Raw genomic sequence first — 20637 nt, 5'->3', positions numbered from 1 at the left:
CGCCACCCCCACCGCCATCCCCGTGCGAGTCATCGCGGTCAGCGAAAAAGACGTCCCCCGCTACACCAGCGGCATCGGCTCCGTACTCTCACTACACAGCGTCGTGGTGCGCCCACAAATAGACGGCATCCTCACCAAAATCCTCGTCAAAGAAGGCCAACTCGTCAAAACAGGCGACCTGCTGGCCACCATCGACGACCGCTCCATCCGCGCCAGCCTCGACCAGGCCCGCGCCCAACTGGGCGAAAGCCAGGCGCAACTGCAAGTCGCCCTGGTCAACCTCAAACGCTACAAACTGCTCACCGTCGACGACGGCATCTCGAAACAGACCTACGACCAGCAACAAGCCCTGGTCAACCAACTCAAAGCCACCGCCCAAGGCAACCAGGCCTCCATCGATTCCGCACAAGTACAACTTTCCTACACGCAGATCCGCTCCCCGGTCACCGGCCGCGTCGGTATTCGTACAGTCGACGAAGGCAACTTCCTGCGCATGACCGACACCGCCGGCCTGTTCACCGTCACCCAGATCGACCCGATTGCCGTCGAGTTCTCGCTGCCCCAGCAAATGCTGCCGACCCTGCAAGGCCTGATCAGCGACCCGCAACGCGCACAGGTCAAGGCCTACATCGGCGCTGATACCGACGGCGAAACCGGCAACCTGCTCGGCGAAGGTCACCTGACCCTGATCGACAACCAGATCAACGCCAACACCGGCACCATCCGCGCCAAGGCCGAATTCGCCAACGCCAGCCAGAAGCTCTGGCCCGGACTGCTGGTCACGGTGAAAATTCAGACAGCCCTCGACAAGGATGCGCTGGTCGTCCCGCCGACAGTCGTACAACGTGGCCTCGACCAACACTTCGTTTACCGCGTGAATGGCGACAAGGTCGAAGCCGTGCAAGTGCAGATGGTTTACCAAGGCAGCGGTCAGGACATCATCAAAGGCGTGAAGGCCGGTGACGTGCTGGTGACCGACGGCCAGTCGCGGCTCAAACCCGGTTCGACCGTGCAAGTCATGACCGAGCCGGCGCAGGTGGTGCAAGCGGAGCCGAAACCATGAAGGCGCACAAAGGCGTCTCTACGTGGTGCATCGATCACCCGGTCGCGACGATTCTGCTGACCATCGCGCTGGTGCTGGTCGGTCTGATTGCCTTCCCCCGTCTACCAATCGCCCCACTGCCGGAAGCGGAGTTTCCTACGATTCAGGTCTCCGCGCAGTTGCCCGGCGCCAGCCCCGACACCATGGCCTCGTCCGTGGCCACGCCGCTGGAGGTGCAATTCAGCGCCATCCCCGGCATGACCCAGATGACCTCCAGCAGTGCGCTCGGCTCCAGCCTTTTGACCCTGCAATTCACCCTCGATAAAAGCATCGACACTGCCGCGCAGGAAGTCCAGGCGGCGATCAACACCGCCGCCGGCAAACTGCCCAAGGACATGCCGACGCTGCCAACGTGGAAGAAGGTCAACCCGGCCGACAGCCCGGTGCTGATCCTCAGCGTCAGTTCGACGCAAATGCCCGGCACCGAACTCAGCGACCTGGTGGAAACCCTGCTCTCGCGTCAGATCAGTCAGATCGACGGCGTAGGACAAATCAACATCACCGGTCAGCAACGTCCGGCGATTCGCGTACAAGCTTCGGCGGACAAACTCGCGGCGATCGGCCTGACCCTCGCCGACATTCGTCTGGCGATCCAGCAGACCAGCCTCAACCTCGCCAAAGGTGCGCTGTACGGCGAATCGAGCATTTCCACGCTGTCGACCAACGACCAGCTCTTCCACCCCGAGGACTACAGCCAACTCATCGTTTCCTACAAGGATGGCGCGCCGGTTCACCTGCGCGATGTCGCCAAAGTCGTCAACGGTTCGGAAGATGCCTACGTGCAAGCGTGGGCCGGTGACCAACCCGGGGTGAACCTGGTGATCTCGCGCCAGCCCGGCGCCAACATCGTTGAAACCGTTGACCGCATTCAAGCCGCCCTGCCCGGTCTCGAAGCGATGCTGCCGGCTTCGGTGCAGGTGAAAACCCTGATCGACCGCACGCAGACCATTCGTGCCTCGCTGCATGAAGTCGAAATCACCCTGTTGATCGCGATCCTGCTGGTGGTCGCGGTGATGGCGCTGTTCTTGCGCCAATTGTCGGCAACCCTGATTGTTTCGGCGGTGCTCGGCGTATCGCTGATCGCCAGTTTCGCCTTGATGTACATCCTCGGTTTCAGCCTGAACAACCTGACACTGGTGGCGATTGTCGTCGCGGTTGGCTTCGTCGTTGACGACGCGATTGTGGTGGTGGAAAACATCCACCGGCATCTGGAGGCCGGCGATGATATGCGCGAAGCGGCGATCAAGGGCGCCGGCGAGATCGGCTTCACCGTGGTCTCGATCAGTTTCTCGCTGGTGGCGGCGTTTATTCCGCTGCTGTTCATGGGCGGTGTGGTCGGGCGACTGTTCAAGGAATTCGCCCTGACTGCGACCTCAACCATCATGATTTCCGTGGTGGTGTCGCTGACCCTCGCGCCTACGCTCGCCGCACTGTTCATGCGCAAACCGGTGCATCACGCCCACGCCAAACCGGGCTTCAGCGAACGCCTGCTCGGCTGGTATGAACGAGGCCTGCGCCGTGCTCTCGCCCATCAGAAATTGATGATTGGCGTGTTCGGTTTGTCGCTGGCACTGGCCATCGGCGGTTACATCTTTATCCCGAAAGGTTTCTTCCCGGTGCAGGACACCGGTTTCGTCCTCGGCACCACTGAAGCGGCTGCGGATATTTCCTACGGCGACATGGTGAAAAAACACTTGGCCATGGCCGAAATCGTCGCCGCTGATCCGGCGGTTCAGGCGTTTTCCCATTCAGTCGGTGTCTCCGGCAGCAACCAGACCATCGCCAACGGCCGCTTCTGGATTGCCCTGAAAAAACGTGGCGACCGCGACGTCAGCGCCAGCCAGTTCATCGACCGCATCCGTCCGCAACTGATGAAAGTCCCCGGCATCGTCCTCTACCTGCGCGCCGGCCAGGACATCAACCTCAGCTCCGGTCCAAGCCGCGCGCAGTACCAATACGTGCTGAAGAGCAACGACGGCGCGACCCTCGCGACATGGACGCAACGCCTGACCGAAAAACTGCGCAGCAACCCGGCGTTCCGCGACATTTCCAACGATCTGCAACTGGGCGGCAGCATCACCCACATCAGTATCGACCGCAGCGCCGCCGCCCGCTTCGGCCTGACTGCCAGCGATGTCGACGAGGCGCTGTACGACGCCTTTGGCCAACGCCAGATCAACGAATTCCAGACTCAGGTCAATCAGTACAACGTGATTCTGGAGCTGGACACCAAGCAGCGCGGCAAGGCCGAAAGCCTCAACTATTTCTACCTGCGCTCACCGCTGAGTGGCGAGATGGTCCCGCTGTCAGCGTTGGCAAAATTCGATGCGCCAACCATTGGCCCTCTGTCGATCGCGCATGACGGCATGTTCCCGGCCGCCAACCTGTCGTTCAACCTCGCGCCCGGTGTGGCGTTGGGTGATGCGGTAATTCTGCTCAATCAGGCCAAGGCCGAGATCGGCATGCCGACGGCGATCAGCGGCAATTTCCAGGGCGCAGCGCAGGCGTTCCAGAGTTCGCTGGCCAGTCAGCCGTGGCTGATTCTCGCGGCGCTGGTGGCGGTGTACATCATTCTCGGTGTGCTTTATGAAAGCTTCGTGCACCCGCTGACGATCATCTCCACGCTGCCGGCGGCGGGTTTGGGCGCGGTGATCATGTTGTGGATCTGCGGCCAGGACTTTTCGATCATGGCGTTGATCGGGCTGGTGTTGCTGATCGGTATCGTCAAGAAGAACGGCATCCTGATGATCGACTTCGCTCTGGAGGCGCAGCGCCACCGAGGCCTGTCGCCGCAGGAGGCGATTTTCGAGGCGTGCATCACGCGGTTCCGGCCAATCATCATGACCACCCTCGCCGCCCTGCTCGGCGCGCTGCCGCTAATGCTCGGTTACGGCACCGGCGCCGAATTGCGCCAGCCGCTGGGGATCGCGGTGGTCGGCGGTTTGCTGGTCAGCCAGATGCTGACGTTGTTTACCACGCCGGTCATATACTTATGGCTTGAGCGGCTGTTCCATCGGCCTAAGCCCGCGCCATTACCAGCGCTAGCAACCACAGACTGAGGCGGGTCATGCGCGTTCTGATTATCGAAGACGAGGAAAAAACCGCGGACTATCTGCACCGCGGTCTGACGGAACAGGGTTACACCGTGGATCTGGCCCGCGACGGTGTCGAGGGTCTGCATCTGGCGCTGGAAAGCGACTACGCGGTGATCGTCCTCGACGTCATGTTGCCGGGCCTCGATGGCTTCGGCGTACTGCGCGCATTGCGTGCGCGCAAGCAGACCCCGGTGATCATGCTCACCGCCCGCGAGCGCGTCGAAGACCGCATCAAAGGCCTGCGCGACGGTGCCGACGATTACCTCGGCAAACCGTTTTCCTTTCTTGAACTGGTCGCGCGCCTGCAAGCGCTGACCCGACGCAGTGGCGGCCACGAACCGGTGCAAGTGAGTATCGCCGACCTGTGGATAGATTTGATCAGCCGCAAGGCCACCCGCGCCGGAACCCGACTGGATCTGACGGCCAAGGAGTTTTCCCTGCTCAGCGTTCTCGCCCGTCGGCAAGGTGAAATCCTTTCGAAAACCGCGATTGCCGAGATGGTCTGGGACATCAATTTCGACAGCGATGCGAATGTCGTCGAAGTGGCGATCAAACGCCTGCGCGCCAAGCTCGACGGGCCGTTCGACGAGAAACTGCTGCACACCATTCGCGGCATGGGTTATGTGCTGGAGAGCCGTGGTGTCCAGTAATTCGATTGCCTTGCGCCTCAGTGGAATGTTCACGCTGGTGGCGCTGCTGGTGTTTCTGTTGATCGGCGGCGCGTTGTATCAACAGGTCGACAAAGGCTTGGGATTGCTCCCGGAAGCCGAGCTGGATGCGCGTTACAGCGTGCTCGAATCCACCGTTGGCCGCTTCGGTACGCCCGAACACTGGGTGAAGATCAACAACAAACTCAAGCTGCTCGGCGAAGAAGACAAGCGCATCAGTTTCTGGATCAGCAGCGGCGATCCGCAATACGAATACGGCAACCTTACGCCGCAGATCCGCGAGATCACCAATGGGCCGCTGGGCATGCGCGATCTGCAATTGCCGGGGCAGCCTTATCCACTGAAAGTGCTGGTGAGTGAATTTCCGGCCAAAGATCAGCGCCCACCGCTGCGCTTCATGATCGGTATCAATACCGAGACGTTTCATGAGACGCAGCACAACCTGTTGATCGCATTGATCGGCCTGGCGATTGTCGGTGTGCTGATGGCCTCGGCACTGGGTTATTGGGTGGCGCGGATCGGCCTCAAGCCGTTGATCAAGCTGTCCCATGAAGCTCAACGACTGGCGCCACCCCTTCGCGCCGGGCGCTTGCGTCTGTCGCCGCTGCCACCGGAGCTTGAGCAATTTGTCGACTCGTTCAACTCGACGCTGGAGCGGGTTGAGCAGGCCTACTCGCGGCTGGAATCGTTCAACGCCGATGTCGCCCACGAGCTGCGTTCGCCGCTGACCAATCTGATCGGCCAGACCCAAGTGGCGCTGACCCGTGGGCGCTCTGCCGAACACTATTTCGAAGTGCTGCAATCCAATCTGGAAGAGCTGGAACGGCTGCGCTCGATCATTAACGACATGTTGTTTCTGGCCAGTGCCGATCAGGGCAACAAGGCGACCAAACTCACGTCCACTTCGCTGGCGGATGAGGTGGCAACGACGCTGGAATATCTGGATTTCATCCTTGAGGACGCACAGGTTGAAGTACAAGTCAGCGGTGATGCGCTGGTGCAGATCGAGGTCGCGCATTTGCGCCGGGCGCTGATCAATTTGCTGAGCAATGCAGTGCAGCACACCGGGCCGGGACAGGTGATCGAGGTGCTTATTGAGGTTGAAGAGCATCAGGTGAGTATCGGTGTTGCCAACCCCGGAACGCCGATTGCCAGCGAGCATTTGCCACGGTTGTTCGAGCGCTTTTATCGGGTGGATGCGTCGCGCAGTAACAGTGGCAATAACCATGGGTTGGGGCTGGCGATCGTCAAGGCGATTGCGCTGATGCATGGTGGGGATGTGTTTGTGCGCAGTGATCGGGGGATGAATACTTTCGGGATTTATTTGCCGGTCTGAAAAGCCCCTCACCCTAACCCTCTCCCAGAGGGAGAGGGGACTGATTGGGGGATGCTGCAGATGTGCACCGACCTGATCTTGATTCACCGAATCCATAATCGACTGGATCTTTCAGGTCGATGTACAACGCCAGACACCTCGGTCAGCTCCCTCTCCCTCCGGGAGAGGGCTGGGGTGAGGGGCTTTTGACTGGCATTGAAATATCCAGTCGAACTCAGGCTTTGAAGAGCATGGAGATCTGCTCCCTTCCCCCTCGCCCCCTTGGGGGAGAGGGCTGGGGTGAGGGGGTGATTTTTGCTCTTGCTGTAACAGTCATTTATGAAAATCACGCTGTTTCCCAACGCCCGGCAACCTTATCTTTGCCCGCACCAAACAGCACTCGCCAAGCGAGAAGGTTTTCAAGATGTCCAACAGTATGGGTATTGCCAGCGCGTTCGTTTTGTCCTCATTGATCCTGTCGCCGATGGCGATGGCTGAAGAATCGCAGTCGTTCGTAGCGCACAACGTCGCTCGCGCTCAGGCTTACGATCAGTATCAGGCTGAAGTGATGGCCAAGGCGCAAAATACCTCGCAAGCCCCGCAGGCTGCCACTTCCCAGATTCAATCGTCCGAGAAAGACAGCTGAGTCGCGCATCGCGCCAACGTTTCCCTCGACGCGGTTGTTTGGCTCTTCCCGTTCAACCGTCGTCATTCCAGGCCGCTGCCTTTCAGCGGCCTTTTTTCGTTGTGGTCTGAAAGCCGTTTGGTTCGTCTGTAACAACAAGAAACATCGAGCGCCTCAAAATATAGAGGCGCCAGTTGACCCAAGGAGCTCCATTGCACGTGCGTTACCCAGTCAGTTTCACCCCGCTGTTCATTGCAATTGCCGCAACGATTGTGCCCGTCGCTCAGGCTGATGAGCCTGCCAAACAAGGCTTCGTCGAAGGTTCGAGCCTCAACCTAAACGCCCGCAACTACTACATGAATCGCAACCGCTTGCAGAAAGCGGACGACAACATCGAGTGGGGCCAGGGCTTTCTCGGCGTATTCAAATCGGGTTACACCGAAGGCACGGTCGGTTTCGGCATTGATGCCCACGCCATGCTCGGGTTGAAACTCGACGGTGGTGGCGGCACGGACGGCTCGAGCATCCTGCCGGTCAGCGACGGTAACGGCAAAGCGCCGGGCACGTTCTCCACGGCGGGCGGCACACTGAAAATGCGCGCATTCGATACCGAATTGAAGGCCGGTGATCTGTTCCTCACCAACCCGGTGATTGCCGGCGGTGAAACGCGCATGCTGCCGCAGACTTTTCGTGGTGTGAGCCTGAGCAACCACAGCTTCGATGGCTGGTTGATTGAAGGTGGTCAAGCGAGTTTTACCAAGCCTTACAACCAAAGCGGTCACACACGCATCGGCACGTCCTACGGAACATTGGCAGATGGCGACGAGAGCCAGCACCTGAACTGGGCCGGTGTGGCCTGGAGCGGTGTCGAAGGCCTGACCAGCAGTCTTTATGCCTCTGAGCTCAAGGACATCTGGAACCAGTACTACTACGACCTGGATTACACCTGGCAATTGAACGATCTGGTCAGCCTCAACCCGGGCCTGCACTTCTATCACACGCAAGACACCGGTGATGCGCTGTTGGGCAACATCGACAACAACACCTACAGCCTGCATTTCACCGTGGGCGTCGGTAATCACAGCGTTACCGCCGCGTATCAGCGGGTCAATGGCAACACCCCATTCGACTACATCAGCCAGGGCGACAGCGTTTATCTCGACAATTCCCAGCAGTACTCCGACTTCAACGGCCCGAACGAGCGCTCGTGGAAGCTCAAGTACGCCTATGATTTCGCCGGCGTCGGCGTGCCGGGGCTGACTTCGTCTGTCTCCTACTCGCGCGGCACGGTGGATCTGACCAAGGCCGACGCCGACAGCAAAGGCTATTCCAACTGGTACAGCGTCGATGGCCGCAACGCCAAACACTGGGAACGCGACCTCGATCTGAAATACGTCGTGCAGAGCGGTCAGGCCAAGGATCTGGCGGTGCACCTGCAATGGGCGAGCAACCGTGGCGGCAACGGTTACGGTGCAATTGATTCGGACACAGATGAATACCGCATGATCATCGACTACCCGATCAACGTCTTCTAAGATCGACGCTAAGCTGACTGCAGACTGACTCCGATAGCTCAAACAATTACCAACCCTGTGGGAGCGAGCTTGCTCCCACAGTGGAATACCGTCACTGAACTCGTGCAACTACGCTTATAAGACTTCCCTCCAACCGATATCCAATCATGATCGCGAGCCGTACCCCACCCGTTGCGGGCAAGACCGGACGCCCCGAGTTGCTGCTGATCTGCGGCAGTTCGCTGACCGTGATCGCGATTCTATGCATCGTCACCTTCCTGCTGATCCGTGAGCACGCCAACGCGCAGGAATCGGCGACCCGCAGCGCCACCACCATTGCGCAACTGATCGACGCCGATGTGCTGCGCACGGTCGAGTTGTACGACTTGACGCTGCAAGGTCTGATCGCCGCCGCGCAGCGTGATGACCTGCAAAATGTCTCGCCGCAGATCCGCCATCTGGCGCTGTTCGACCGCTCGACCACGGCACGCTTCAAGGGCGACATCCTGCTCCTCGACAAACACGGCGACGTGCTCGCCGACTCTTCGCGGGTCGAACCGAAACCGGGCAATTTCGCCGACCGCGACTACTTCCTCGCCCACGCCTTCAATCGCGATGTCGGCATGTTTATCAGCCGCCCGTTCAAGACCCGTTGCGACTGCGACGAGGCCAACCAGTGGCGCATCAGCTTCAGTCGGCGTATTTCCTCGCAAACCGGTGAGTTCGCCGGTGTGGCCGTGGCGTCGATGAAACTCGACTACTTCGATCAGTTGTTCAACAGCCTCGACATCGGTAAAGACAGCACGCTGAACATCATCGATAACGACGGTGTTCTGCTGGCGCAGAAGCCCTATCTGCAAAGCGATTCCATCGGCAAAAGCTTCGGTAACAGACCCAACGTGATACGGATTCTGCGCGACAAGGATGGCAATGGCAGTTTCACCAGTACTTCGAGCATGGATCATCAACAGCGTCTCTATACCTATTCGCGAGTCGGCAATTTGCCGCTGACCGTGATGGTCGCGCTGTCCAGCGATGAGGTATTCGGCACTTGGCGCCGCACCGCGTTGTTGATCAGTGGTGCCACGGGCGTGTTGTGCGTGGGTTTGCTGTGGCTGACCTGGCTGCTGGTCCGTGAGTTGCGCCGACGTCAGCGCGCCGAGCACGAACTGGCGCAATTGGCCGCTACCGATGCGCTGACTGGCGTCGCCAATCGGCGGATGCTCGATCAGGCGTTGCGTCACGAATGGTTCCGCGCCCAGCGCTCAGGCAAACCGATGTCGGTGATGATGATCGATGCCGACCACTTCAAGGCGTTCAATGATCGACATGGGCATCTGGGCGGAGATCAGGCGCTGAAGACGCTGGCCCGTGTCATCACTGAAAATGTCCGGCGACCGGCGGATCTGGTCGCGCGTTATGGCGGCGAGGAGTTTTCAGTGATTCTGGCCGAGACCGACGGTCATGGCGCGCAGCAGATTGCCGAGCATATTCGTCAGGCGGTGGAGCAGTTGCCGCTGGTCGATGGGGCCGAGCGGCCGATGACGGTGAGTATTGGCATCGCGACGTGGACGGCGGCGAGCGAGATGACGCTGGAACAGTTGCTGTTTGCGGCGGACAAGGCGTTGTATCAGGCCAAGGAAGGTGGGCGTAACCGGGTGGTGGTGGCTGCCTGACAGGTGTATTGGCTTCACCGGCCCTATCGCGAGCAGGCTCACTCCTACAGGGGAATGCATTCCAAATGTAGGAGTGAGCCTGCTCGCGATGAGGCCGGCCCAGGCAACACAAAAACCAAGGGCATAAAAAAAGGCCATCCAAGGATGGCCTTCAAAAAACTAGAGAGGTTTTTTACTTACACCGCCGCAACCGGGCGCATGTAAGAGATTGGTGCGGTGCTGGCGTCTTCGAACGTCACCACTTCCCAAGCGTCTGTCTGCTCAATCAACTTGCGCAGCAGCTGGTTGTTCAGTGCATGACCGGACTTGAAGCCTTTGAACTCACCAATCAGGCTGTTACCCAAAAGGTACAGGTCGCCAATGGCATCGAGGATCTTGTGCTTGACGAATTCGTCTTCATAGCGAAGGCCGTCTTCGTTCAACACGCCATCGGCATCGACCACGATTGCGTTTTCAACGCTGCCGCCGAGTGCGAGGTTGTGCTTGCGCAGGTACTCGATATCACTCATGAAACCAAAGGTACGCGCGCGGCTGACTTCTTTTACGAACGAAGTGCTGGAAAAATCCACGCTTGCACTTTGGGTGCGGTCCCGGAATACCGGGTGATCGAAATCGATCTCGAAGCTCACCTTGAACCCTTCGAAAGGGACGAAAGTGGCGCGCTTGTCGCCGTCTTCCACTGTCACTTCACGCAGGATGCGGATGAATTTCTTGGCGGCGTCCTGTTCTTCCAGGCCTGCCGATTGAATCAGGAATACGAAGGGTCCAGCGCTGCCATCCATGATCGGGACTTCGGACGCGGAGAGCTCGACGTAGGCGTTATCGATGCCCAGGCCAGCCATGGCCGAGAGCAAGTGCTCTACCGTGTCCACTTTCACGTCGCCATTGATCAGCGTCGTCGACATAGTGGTTTCACCGACGTTTTCCGCGCGGGCAGGAATCTGCACCACAGGGTCGAGGTCAGCGCGACAAAACACAATGCCAGTGTCGACAGGCGCAGGCTTGAGGGTCAGATAGACCTTCTCACCGGAGTGCAGGCCTACACCTGTGGCACGGATAATATTTTTCAGTGTGCGTTGTTTAATCATGGCTTGGGCCGCTTCAGCGCAAATTGCGAACTGGTATCAACAAAGGCTGGCGATGATAGCAGACCATGCCTTTGCTGAACACCAATCACCTTCATAGCCCTGATACATTCCATCAATCGGCCTGACGACGCAGGAATGCCGGGATGTCCAGGTAGTCCAGATCATCTTGCGGATTCATCTTCGCGGCAGCCGCAGCACCGGCCTGAGCCTGGTTGCGCATGACGGTCGGACGGTCCAGATCACGGTAGTTGACCGCTGGCGCTTCCTGACGGGCCGCAGCCGGTTGTTGCACCTGGGCGGAAGCCATGGAGGTATGAACGGTGTTGTCGATGACCTTCACAGGCTTCTCGATTTTCGCGCCCAGACCGGTGGCAACCACAGTCACGTGCAGCTCGTCGCGCATGTCCGGATCGATAACGGTACCGACCTTGACCATCGCGTGCTCGGAAGCGAAGGCTTCGATGATGCTACCCACGTCGGAGTACTCACCCAGAGACAGGTCAGGACCGGCGGTGATGTTCACCAGGATGCCGCGTGCGCCTTGCAGGTTCACGTCTTCCAGCAGCGGGTTGCGGATTGCCGCTTCAGTTGCTTCACGTGCACGGTTCGGACCGCTGGCGCAGCCAGTGCCCATCATCGCCATGCCCATTTCGCTCATCACGGTACGTACGTCGGCGAAGTCGACGTTGATCATGCCCGGACGCTTGATGATGTCGGAGATACCGCGAACGGCACCGGCTAGTACATCGTCTGCCTTGGCGAAAGCCGACAGCAGGCTCGCGTCTTTACCGAGGATGGTCAGCAGCTTCTCGTTAGGAATGGTGATCAACGAGTCGACGCTTTCCGAGAGCATACGGATGCCTTCGTCGGCAATCTGCATACGCTTGCGGCCTTCGAACGGGAACGGACGCGTTACGACAGCAACGGTCAGAATGCCCATTTCCTTGGCCACTTCGGCGATGATCGGCGCAGCACCGGTACCGGTACCGCCGCCCATGCCAGTGGTGATGAACACCATGTTGGTGCCCTGCAGGACTTCGGCAATGCGCTCACGGTCTTCGAGAGCGGCCTGACGACCTACTTCAGGGTTGGCGCCGGCGCCCAGACCTTTGGTCACGCCGGTGCCCAGTTGCAGGATGGTCCGCGCGCCGATGTTTTTCAGCGCTTGAGCATCAGTGTTGGCGCAGATGAATTCAACGCCTTCGATGTTGCTCTTGACCATGTGATTGACAGCGTTGCCGCCGCCACCGCCAACACCGATAACTTTGATTACCGGGCTTGCGGGGATGTTGTCTACGAGTTCGAACATTTTCCCTCTCCTTACATTCTCTAGTTTTTTCGCCTACTGCTGTTTGTTGCGGTGCTGCGGTAAAGCTTTAGAAGTTGCCTTGAACCCACTTCTTCAATCGGTCCAGCAACGGCGCCTGTGGCTCTTCGTTGCTGTAGCTGTCGCGGCTGCCGATGCCCGAGAACGAGATCCCGTCGGACTGCTTTTGCAGGCCGTACATCAACAAGCCAACGCCAGTGGAATAAATCGGATTGCGCACCACGTCATCCAGACCTTTGACGCCGTGCGGCACGCCCAGACGAACCGGCATGTGGAAGATTTCTTCGGCCAGTTCAGTGGCACCTTCCATCTTCGAGGTACCGCCGGTGAGGACGATGCCGGCCGGGATCAGGTCTTCGTAGCCGCTGCGACGCAGCTCGGCCTGAATCAGCGTGAACAGTTCGTCGTAACGCGGCTCGACCACTTCAGCCAGGGCCTGACGCGACAGTTCACGCGGTGGACGGTCGCCCACGCTCGGCACCTTGATGGTTTCACCGGCACCGGCCAGTTTGGCCAGGGCGCAGGCGTAACGGATCTTGATCTCTTCGGCGTACTGGGTCGGGGTGCGCAACGCCATGGCGATGTCGTTGGTCACCTGATCACCGGCAATCGGGATCACCGCGGTGTGACGGATCGCGCCTTCGGTGAAGATCGCGATATCGGTGGTGCCGCCGCCGATGTCGACCAGGCACACGCCCAGTTCTTTCTCGTCGTCGGTCAGTACCGAGTAGGCCGAGGCCAGTTGCTCGAGAATGATGTCGTCGATTTCCAGACCGCAGCGACGCACGCATTTTTCAATGTTCTGTGCGGCGTTGACGGCGCAGGTGACCACGTGAACCTTGGCTTCCAGACGTACGCCGGACATGCCCAGTGGCTCACGAACGCCTTCCTGGTTATCGATCACGTAATCCTGCGGCAGGGTGTGCAGCACGCGCTGGTCAGCCGGTATCGCCACAGCCTGAGCAGCGTCGAGCACGCGCTCCAGGTCGGCCGAGCTGACTTCGCGATCACGGATCGCGACGATGCCGTGGGAGTTCAGGCTGCGGATGTGATTGCCCGCCACGCCGACGAACGCCGAGTGAATGCGGCAGCCCGCCATCAGTTGGGCTTCTTCGATCGCACGCTGGATCGATTGCACGGTGGACTCGATGTTCACCACCACGCCCTTCTTCAGGCCACGGGACGGATGGGTACCGATCCCGACGATTTCCAGCGAGCCGTCGTCGGAGACCTCGCCGACCAGCGCCACCACCTTGGAGGTGCCGATATCGAGACCGACGATCATTTTGCCGCTTTGCACGTTTGCCATGGGTCCTGCCTCTTCTTAATTCTTTGCGACAGCGGGTTGGGCTGTCGTCGGCGCTACAGGTTCCCGCCAGCCAACAGCGAGGCCGTTGGCGTAGCGCAGATCGATGCGCGCAATGTTCGTAATCTGGTCTTTAAGCGTCTTGTCATAGATGGCGATGAAGCGGCGCATCTTTTCCACCAGGTTGCCGCGTCCCAGCAGCAGCTCGATGCCGGGGCCGGAACTGCCGGCACCGGTGGTCAGGAACCAGCTCCCGCGTTCACGCAATTCCAGGCGCGCAATCGAGAAGCCCAACGGCCGCAGCATCTGGCTCAGCACCTGGTACTGCTGCATCACTTGCTGCTGGGCCCGTTGTGGGCCGAACAGCTGGGGCAGGTGTTCGTAGTTCGCCAGTTCCTTGGGCGTAAACGCCTGGCCCTGGTTGTTGAGCAACGACTCGTCGCCCCAACGCGCCACCGGCAGTTGCTCTTCGAGGCGGATCACCACCTGGTCCGGCCATACCCGACGCACTTCGGCGTGGGCGATCCAGGGCATCTGCTCAAGCTCGGTGCGCATCCCGGCGAGGTCGATGGTGAAGAAGCTCGACGCCACGTACGGGGCGATTCGTTGCTGCACCGCTTGCTGACTGATGTAGCTCAGGTCGCCCTGCACGGCGATCTTGGTGATCGGCCGGTCGGCGTACGGGAGCAAACGCGTTGCGCCTTCGTACGTACCAAAACCCAGCACGACCAGCAGCACCGGCCAGAACAGACTTTTCACGAAGCCGAAATTGGCTTTCGGCAGGCGCGCGGACATCGGCTCTTTCGCCACCATGCGGCTGGCACCCCGCGGCACCGGCTTGCGGCCGGGTGCGGGAGGCTGATGTCGGAGCTGAGCGCCTTGCATCGTCTTAACCTCGAGCGTCTTCAACACTGGCGGCCAGAATGGCCAGAACCAGTTGCTGGAAATCCAGACCGGCAGCACGGGCCGCCATTGGCACCAGACTGTGATCGGTCATGCCCGGTGCGGTGTTCACTTCCAGGAACCAGAACTGCCCGTCGGCGTCCTGCATCACGTCCGCCCTGCCCCAACCGGCAATACCCAGCGCCTCACAGGCCTTGGCCGTGAGATCCATGAGTTGCTGTTCCTTGGCGGCATCCAGCCCGCACGGAATGCGGTACTGGGTATCGTTGGCGATGTACTTGGCGTCGTAGTCGTAGAACGTGTGCGGTGTACCCAGGGCGATAGGAGGCAACACCTGGTCACGCAGGGTGGCGATGGTGAACTCCGGACCTTGAATCCATTGCTCAACCAAGACTTGCGAATCGTAGGTACTGGCCGCTTTCCATGCGTCGATCAACTCGGACGCAGAACTCACTTTGGCCATCCCGATACTTGAACCTTCATGCGCCGGTTTGACGATCAAAGGGAAGCCCAGTTCCGTCGCTGCCGAAATACAATCGGCTTCGCTACACAGCACGGCGTGACGCGGCGTCGGAATCCCGAGGCTGTGCCAGACCTGCTTGGTGCGCAGTTTGTCCATCGCCAGTGCCGAAGCCAGAATGCCACTGCCGGTGTACGGAATGCCCGCCACTTCGAGCAGGCCCTGCATGGAGCCGTCTTCACCGCCACGGCCGTGAAGAATGATGAACGCGCGGTCGATCTTTTCGCTGAGCAGACGTTGCAGAATGTCGTCGCCAACGTCGATGCCGAACGCGTCCACGCCAGCGCTTTGCAGCGCGTCGAGCACGGCGTTACCGGATTTCAGCGAAACCTCACGCTCGGCACTCAGACCGCCGAAGAGCACGGCGACGCGGCCGAAGTCCTTCGGCGCGATAGTGGAAAACAGCTTGGCGTAGGCAGCAGTCATTTCAACTTCCCCTCGACCGACGCCGCCACGGCGCCAGCGAACAATTCACTTTTCAACAGCTTCGGCGCGAGACCGCCGATATCACCGGCGCCCTGACACAGCAGGATGTCGCCGGCGCGCAGCAGCGGCTTGACCAGCGGCGCCAGATCGACGCCACGCTCGATGTAGATCGGGTCGAGCTGACCACGCTGGCGGATGCTGTTGCACAGCTTGCGGCTGTCGGCGCCGGGGATCGGCTCTTCGCCGGCCGGATAGACTTCCATCAGCAGCAACACGTTGGCATCGGCCAGTACATTGACGAAGTCGTCGTACAGATCGCGGGTGCGGCTGTAACGGTGCGGCTGGTAGACCATCACCAGGCGGCGCTCCGGCCAGCCACCGCGTACGGCTTTGATCACCGCCGCGACTTCGGTCGGGTGGTGACCGTAGTCGTCGACCAGCATCACGTTGCCGCCGTCCACCGGCAGTTCGCCGTAGACCTGGAAGCGTCGACCGACACCCTGGAAACCCGACAGGCCCTGAACGATGGCTTCATCGCTGACGCCCTCGTCGGTGGCGATGCAAATGGTCGCCAGCGAGTTGAGAACGTTGTGGTTGCCGGGCATGTTCACCGACACGTCCAGCGGTTCACGATCCGGGCGCAGCACAGTGAAGAACGTCTGCATGCCTTGCTGGCGAATGTTGATCGCGCGTACGTCAGCGTCTTCGCTGAAGCCGTAGGTCACGGTCGGACGCTTCACCAGCGGCAGGATTTCACGCACCACCGGATCGTCCAGGCACATCACCGCCAAACCGTAGAACGGCAGGTTGTGCAGGAATTCGACGAAGGTTTTCTTCAGCTTGTTGAAGTCACCGTCGTAGGTCGCCATGTGGTCGGCGTCGATGTTGGTCACCACAGCCACCAGCGGTTGCAGATGCAGGAAACTCGCATCGCTTTCATCGGCTTCAGCGATCAGGTAACGGCTGGTGCCGAGTTGGGCATTGGTGCCCGCGGCATTCAGACGGCCACCGATAACGAACGTCGGGTCCAGGCCACCGGCGGCGAACACCGAAGCGATCAGGCTGGTGGTGGTGGTTTTGCCGTGCGTACCGGCGACGGCGATGCCGTGGCGATAGCGCATCAGTTCGGCGAGCATTTCCGCGCGCGGCACCACCGGAATACGACGCTCAAGCGCGTTCGCCACTTCCGGGTTCGCGGTATTTACAGCGCTCGACACCACCAGCACGTCGGCGGCAGCGGCGTTCTCGGCACGGTGGCCGATGAAAATCTGCGCGCCGAACGATTCCAGACGCTCGGTCACCGGCGAAGCTTTGAGGTCGGAACCGGACACTTCGTAGCCCAGGTTCAACAACACTTCGGCAATCCCGCACATGCCCACACCGCCGATGCCGACGAAGTGGATACGACGGATGCGGCGCATTTCCGGTTGCGGCATGGCTTTCTGATTCTCAACCATGGGCCACCTCCAGACAGGTATCGACCACGCTACGGGTGGCATCGGGTTTCGCCAGACGGCGGGCCGCTTGGGCCATATTTTCGAGTCGTTGCGGTTGCATCAAGACCTCTGTCAGGCGCGCGGCAAGGTCCGCGGCACCAGTCGTTCTTTGCGGCATCAGGAAGGCAGCGCCTTCACGGGCCAAATAATCGGCGTTGCGGGTCTGGTGATCGTCGATCGCGTGGGGCAAAGGCACCAGCATCGAGGGCAGACCGGCGGCAGCCAGCTCACTGATGGTCAACGCGCCTGCGCGGCACACCACCAGGTCAGCCCAGCCATAGGCCTGGGCCATGTCTTTGATGAACGGCTGCACCTGCGCATCGACGCCGGCGGCGCGGTAGCGCTCTGCAGTCACTTCATCATGGTTTTTGCCGGCCTGATGAAACACTTCCGGGCGCAAATCGGCAGCGACTTGGGCCAGGGCTTCAGGCAGCAATTTGTTCAACGGTTCTGCGCCAAGGCTTCCGCCGAGGATCAGCAAACGCGCTTTGCGCCCTGCCAGAGCAGGTCGCGATGTGTCGAGGAACAGCTCGCTGCGCACCGGGTTTCCGGTGGTACGGCGGGTGTCCGACAGAGTAAAGGTGTCGGGGAACGCTTCACACACTCGGGCGGCGAACGGCACCAGCAACCGATTGGCGGTGCCGGCCACAGCGTTCTGCTCATGAACGATCACCGGCACGCCAGCCAGTTTCGCGGCAAGGCCACCGGGACCAGTCACATAACCACCGAAGCCGACCACACACACCGGCTTCAAGCGACGAATGATCGCCCGCGCCTGCCACACCGATTTCAGCAGCATGAACGGCGCCTTGAGCAGCGACAGCTTGCCCTTGCCGCGCAGGCCCGTAGCGTTGATGCGGTGCAGTTCCAGCCCTGCGGCCGGCACCAGTTCGTTTTCAATTCCGCGTGGCGTGCCGAGCCAGTGCACGGTGTAGCCGCGCGCCTGAAACTCGCGGGCACAGGCCAGTGCCGGGAACACGTGGCCGCCGGTTCCGCCGGCCATGATCAATACGTTAGCGCCCATGATTCGGCTCCTCGGCGAAGTCGCTCTCATGGAATTCCATCTCTTCACTGCCCAGGTGGGTTCGACTCTCCCACTCGATCCTCAATAACAAACCGAGGCAGGCACAGCAGATCACCAACGAGCTGCCGCCGTAACTGAGGAACGGCAACGTCAGACCTTTGGTGGGCAGCAGGCCGACGTTCACACCGATGTTGATCAGGAACTGACCAATCCACAGGAACGACAGACCGTAAGCCACATAGGCTGCGAAAAACTGTTTGGCTTTCTCCGCCCACAGGCCGATGTACATGCCGCGAATACACACGAACACGAACAACGCGACGGTGCACAGCGAACCCACTGCGCCCAGTTCTTCGGCCAATACCGAGAACACGAAGTCGGTGTGCGCTTCCGGCAGGTAGAACTGCTTCTGCACGCTGTTGCCCAGGCCCACGCCCAGCCATTCACCGCGACCGAAGGCGATCAGGGCTTGCGACAACTGATAGCCGGCGCCGAACTGGTCAGCCCACGGGTCGGCGAAGTTGGTCAGACGCGCCATTCGATACGGCTGCATCTGGATCAACAGCACCACGGCGCCGACCGCCAACACCACCATCAGCGAGAAGCGGAACAACCCGACCCCGCCGAGGAACAGCATCGCTGCCGCAGCGCCCATCATCACCACGGTGGCACCGAAGTCCGGCTCCATCAGCAACAGGCCGGCCATCGGCAGCAGCACGATGAATGGCTTGAAGAAGCCCATCCAGCTCTCGCGCACTTCCTTCTGACGCCGCACCAGATAACCGGCGAGGTAGATCACCACGAATACTTTGGCGATTTCCGACGGCTGCACGTTGAAGAAGCTGAAACCGATCCAGCGCATCGAACCGTTCACTTCACGCCCGATGCCGGGGATGATCACCATCACCAGCAAGCCGAACGCACCGATCAGCATCAGCCAGCCGAGGCGCTGCCAGGTGGCGATCGGAATCATCATGGTGACGATGCACGCGCCCAGGCCCAGCACCACATAGATAAGGTGGCGAATCATGTAATACAGCGGGCTGCCCGACTGCGCAGCTGCCACTTCAGTGGACGCCGAGGCAATCATGATCAGGCCAAGACCTAGCAGCGCCAGGCAACCGGCGAGCATCGGGAAATCGAGGTCGATGCCGCGCCCGGTGATGATCGGCGACGGATACGGCTTGATGATATTGAACAGGCTCATGCCAGGTCCTCCACAGCGCGGACGAACTGGTGACCACGGTCTTCATAATTCTTGAACATGTCGAAACTGGCGCAGGCCGGCGACAGCAGCACCACATCACCCGGCTGGGCGGCGGCGCGGCATTGTGCGACGGCGTCAACCAGCGAGGTTGCGCGAATCAGTGGCACGGCATCACCGATGGCCGCGCCGATCTTGTCGGAGTCGCGGCCCATCAGGATCACGGCGCGGCAGTTGACCGCTACCGGATCACGCAGATCGTTGAACTCGGCACCCTTGCCATCACCGCCAGCGATCAAAACAACCTTGCCGTCGATGTCCGTGCCGAGGCCTTCGATTGCCGCCAGTGCGGCGCCGACGTTGGTGGCTTTGGAATCGTTGTAGTACGCCACACCGTCGAGATCACGTACCCACTGGCAGCGATGTTCGAGGCCAGCGAAGGTGCGCAACGCCGCGAGCATGGCGTCGAACGGCAAGCCCACGGCATGCCCCAGTGCCAATGCCGCGAGGGCGTTGGACTGGTTGTGGGCGCCGCGAATCTTCAGCTCACGCACCGGCATCAGGTTCTGGAATTCGAAGGCCAGATACTTCTCGCCATCTTCTTCACGGATACCGAATGCCTTGAAATCCGGTTTGGTCAGGCCGAAGGTCCAGCACGGCTGGCCCTCGCCCATCAACGGACGGGTCAGCGCATCCTGACGGTTGACCACGAACTGCTTCGCGCCACGGAAAATCCGGTGCTTGGCCAGGTGGTACGCCGGCAGACCGCTGTAGCGATCCATGTGGTCTTCGCTGATGTTCAGCACGGTGGCCACTTCAGCGTTGAGCTGATCGGTGGTTTCCAGCTGGAAGCTCGACAGCTCCATCACGTACAGCTCGACGTCGTCGCTGAGCAGATCCAGCGCCGGGGTGCCGAGGTTGCCGCCGACGGCGACGCGTTTGCCGGCCGCAGCCGCCATCTCGCCAACCAGGGTAGTGACGGTGCTTTTCGCGTTGGAACCGCTGATGGCCACGATCGGCGCCTGCGCGTTACGCGCGAACAGCTCGATGTCACCGGAGAGTTTCACGCCACGCGCCGCAGCGGCTTGCAGGGCCGGGGTCGCCAGCGCCAGACCGGGGCTCACGTAGAGCTCGTCGGCACGGCACAGGAATTCGACGTCCAGCTCGCCACAACGCACTTCCACGTGCGGATAGTCACGCTTGAGCGTGGCCAGTTCCGGTGGATTTTCCCGCGTGTCCGCCACAGCAAACGACGTGCCCCGGTTCGCCAGAAAGCGAACCAGGGACATGCCGCTCTTGCCGAGGCCGACAACGATGCGGAAGTGGTCAGAAGCGATCAGAGACACTC

General features: G+C 60.4%; 16 protein-coding genes. 7 read left to right on the top strand and 9 right to left on the bottom strand.

What is annotated here, in order from left to right; all coding sequences use genetic code 11:
- From CQ009_RS23040 to CQ009_RS23010, 7 genes are all read left to right on the top strand, one after another.
- A partial coding sequence (locus tag CQ009_RS23040) for an efflux RND transporter periplasmic adaptor subunit (RefSeq protein ID WP_105708808.1) occupies positions 1 to 1063 on the top strand: 1063 nt, incomplete at its 5' end.
- Positions 1060 to 4161 (top strand): multidrug efflux RND transporter permease subunit, encoded by a 3102-nt coding sequence (locus tag CQ009_RS23035; protein WP_105708804.1) that lies wholly within the window; start codon positions 1060 to 1062, stop codon positions 4159 to 4161. The genes CQ009_RS23040 and CQ009_RS23035, both read left to right, overlap by 4 nt.
- Before the next feature lie 8 nt (positions 4162 to 4169).
- Positions 4170 to 4847, top strand: a complete 678-nt coding sequence (locus CQ009_RS23030) for a heavy metal response regulator transcription factor (RefSeq protein WP_007916978.1) — start codon at positions 4170 to 4172, stop codon at positions 4845 to 4847.
- Positions 4837 to 6201: a heavy metal sensor histidine kinase gene (locus CQ009_RS23025; protein WP_105708803.1), complete on the top strand. Its 1365-nt coding sequence runs from the start codon at positions 4837 to 4839 to the stop codon at positions 6199 to 6201. The genes CQ009_RS23030 and CQ009_RS23025 overlap by 11 nt, the downstream gene beginning before the upstream one ends.
- Before the next feature lie 403 nt (positions 6202 to 6604).
- Positions 6605 to 6826 (top strand): hypothetical protein, encoded by a 222-nt coding sequence (locus tag CQ009_RS23020; RefSeq protein WP_064392859.1) that lies wholly within the window; start codon positions 6605 to 6607, stop codon positions 6824 to 6826.
- Between the two features lie 197 nt (positions 6827 to 7023).
- Entirely contained in the window at positions 7024 to 8340 is a 1317-nt protein-coding gene (locus tag CQ009_RS23015) for an OprD family porin (protein ID WP_105708807.1), read from the top strand.
- Positions 8341 to 8486: 146 nt separating this feature from the next.
- Complete coding sequence (locus tag CQ009_RS23010; protein ID WP_105708802.1) at positions 8487 to 9995, top strand: sensor domain-containing diguanylate cyclase; 1509 nt, start codon at positions 8487 to 8489, stop codon at positions 9993 to 9995.
- A 176-nt stretch (positions 9996 to 10171) separates the two neighbouring features.
- On the opposite strand, the gene lpxC is transcribed toward CQ009_RS23010, so the two are convergent.
- The 9 genes from lpxC to murD form a co-directional block, all read right to left on the bottom strand.
- Positions 10172 to 11083, bottom strand: coding sequence for a UDP-3-O-acyl-N-acetylglucosamine deacetylase (gene lpxC / locus CQ009_RS23005; protein WP_007916984.1), 912 nt, complete (start codon positions 11081 to 11083; stop codon positions 10172 to 10174).
- 112 nt (positions 11084 to 11195) lie between these two features.
- Positions 11196 to 12392: a cell division protein FtsZ gene (gene ftsZ, locus CQ009_RS23000; protein WP_007916986.1), complete on the bottom strand. Its 1197-nt coding sequence runs from the start codon at positions 12390 to 12392 to the stop codon at positions 11196 to 11198.
- A gap of 67 nt (positions 12393 to 12459) precedes the next feature.
- On the bottom strand, positions 12460 to 13719 hold the full coding sequence (gene ftsA, locus CQ009_RS22995; protein ID WP_008082764.1) for a cell division protein FtsA: 1260 nt from the start codon (positions 13717 to 13719) through the stop codon (positions 12460 to 12462).
- Positions 13720 to 13734: 15 nt separating this feature from the next.
- A complete protein-coding gene (locus CQ009_RS22990; RefSeq protein WP_064392861.1) occupies positions 13735 to 14601 on the bottom strand; it encodes a cell division protein FtsQ/DivIB in 867 nt (288 codons plus the stop codon).
- 4 nt (positions 14602 to 14605) lie between these two features.
- Positions 14606 to 15565, bottom strand: coding sequence for a D-alanine--D-alanine ligase (locus CQ009_RS22985; RefSeq protein ID WP_064392862.1), 960 nt, complete (start codon positions 15563 to 15565; stop codon positions 14606 to 14608).
- Positions 15562 to 17022 carry a UDP-N-acetylmuramate--L-alanine ligase gene (gene murC / locus CQ009_RS22980; protein ID WP_105708801.1) on the bottom strand — a complete coding sequence of 487 codons (1461 nt, stop codon included), beginning with the start codon at positions 17020 to 17022 and terminating at the stop codon, positions 15562 to 15564. Before murC ends, CQ009_RS22985 begins: the two co-directional genes overlap by 4 nt.
- A complete protein-coding gene (murG, locus tag CQ009_RS22975) occupies positions 17015 to 18085 on the bottom strand; it encodes an undecaprenyldiphospho-muramoylpentapeptide beta-N-acetylglucosaminyltransferase (protein ID WP_105708800.1) in 1071 nt (356 codons plus the stop codon). Before murG ends, murC begins: the two co-directional genes overlap by 8 nt.
- Positions 18075 to 19292, bottom strand: a complete 1218-nt coding sequence (gene ftsW / locus CQ009_RS22970; protein WP_016987575.1) for a putative lipid II flippase FtsW — start codon at positions 19290 to 19292, stop codon at positions 18075 to 18077. Before ftsW ends, murG begins: the two co-directional genes overlap by 11 nt.
- Positions 19289 to 20635 carry a UDP-N-acetylmuramoyl-L-alanine--D-glutamate ligase gene (murD, locus tag CQ009_RS22965; protein ID WP_105708799.1) on the bottom strand — a complete coding sequence of 449 codons (1347 nt, stop codon included), beginning with the start codon at positions 20633 to 20635 and terminating at the stop codon, positions 19289 to 19291. Before murD ends, ftsW begins: the two co-directional genes overlap by 4 nt.
- Between the last annotated feature and the right edge of the window lie 2 nt (positions 20636 to 20637).

This window comes from Pseudomonas sp. MYb2, assembly GCF_002979955.1.
GTDB lineage: Bacteria > Pseudomonadota > Gammaproteobacteria > Pseudomonadales > Pseudomonadaceae > Aquipseudomonas.
Note: the sequence above shows the minus strand (reverse complement) of the source record. Positions and strands in the feature narration are given on the sequence as shown.

Excerpts from the sequence above, each read along its gene's own strand:
- CQ009_RS23035 (WP_105708804.1), top strand. The coding sequence starts at position 1,060 with ATGAAGGCGCACAAAGGCGTCTCTACGTGGTGCATCGATCACCCGGTC.
- CQ009_RS23030 (WP_007916978.1), top strand. The coding sequence starts at position 4,170 with ATGCGCGTTCTGATTATCGAAGACGAGGAAAAAACCGCGGACTATCTG.
- CQ009_RS23020 (WP_064392859.1), top strand. The coding sequence starts at position 6,605 with ATGTCCAACAGTATGGGTATTGCCAGCGCGTTCGTTTTGTCCTCATTG.
- CQ009_RS23010 (WP_105708802.1), top strand. The coding sequence starts at position 8,487 with ATGATCGCGAGCCGTACCCCACCCGTTGCGGGCAAGACCGGACGCCCC.
- lpxC (WP_007916984.1), bottom strand. The coding sequence starts at position 11,083 with ATGATTAAACAACGCACACTGAAAAATATTATCCGTGCCACAGGTGTA.
- ftsZ (WP_007916986.1), bottom strand. The coding sequence starts at position 12,392 with ATGTTCGAACTCGTAGACAACATCCCCGCAAGCCCGGTAATCAAAGTT.
- ftsA (WP_008082764.1), bottom strand. The coding sequence starts at position 13,719 with ATGGCAAACGTGCAAAGCGGCAAAATGATCGTCGGTCTCGATATCGGC.
- CQ009_RS22990 (WP_064392861.1), bottom strand. The coding sequence starts at position 14,601 with ATGCAAGGCGCTCAGCTCCGACATCAGCCTCCCGCACCCGGCCGCAAG.
- CQ009_RS22985 (WP_064392862.1), bottom strand. The coding sequence starts at position 15,565 with ATGACTGCTGCCTACGCCAAGCTGTTTTCCACTATCGCGCCGAAGGAC.
- murC (WP_105708801.1), bottom strand. The coding sequence starts at position 17,022 with ATGGTTGAGAATCAGAAAGCCATGCCGCAACCGGAAATGCGCCGCATC.
- murG (WP_105708800.1), bottom strand. The coding sequence starts at position 18,085 with ATGGGCGCTAACGTATTGATCATGGCCGGCGGAACCGGCGGCCACGTG.
- ftsW (WP_016987575.1), bottom strand. The coding sequence starts at position 19,292 with ATGAGCCTGTTCAATATCATCAAGCCGTATCCGTCGCCGATCATCACC.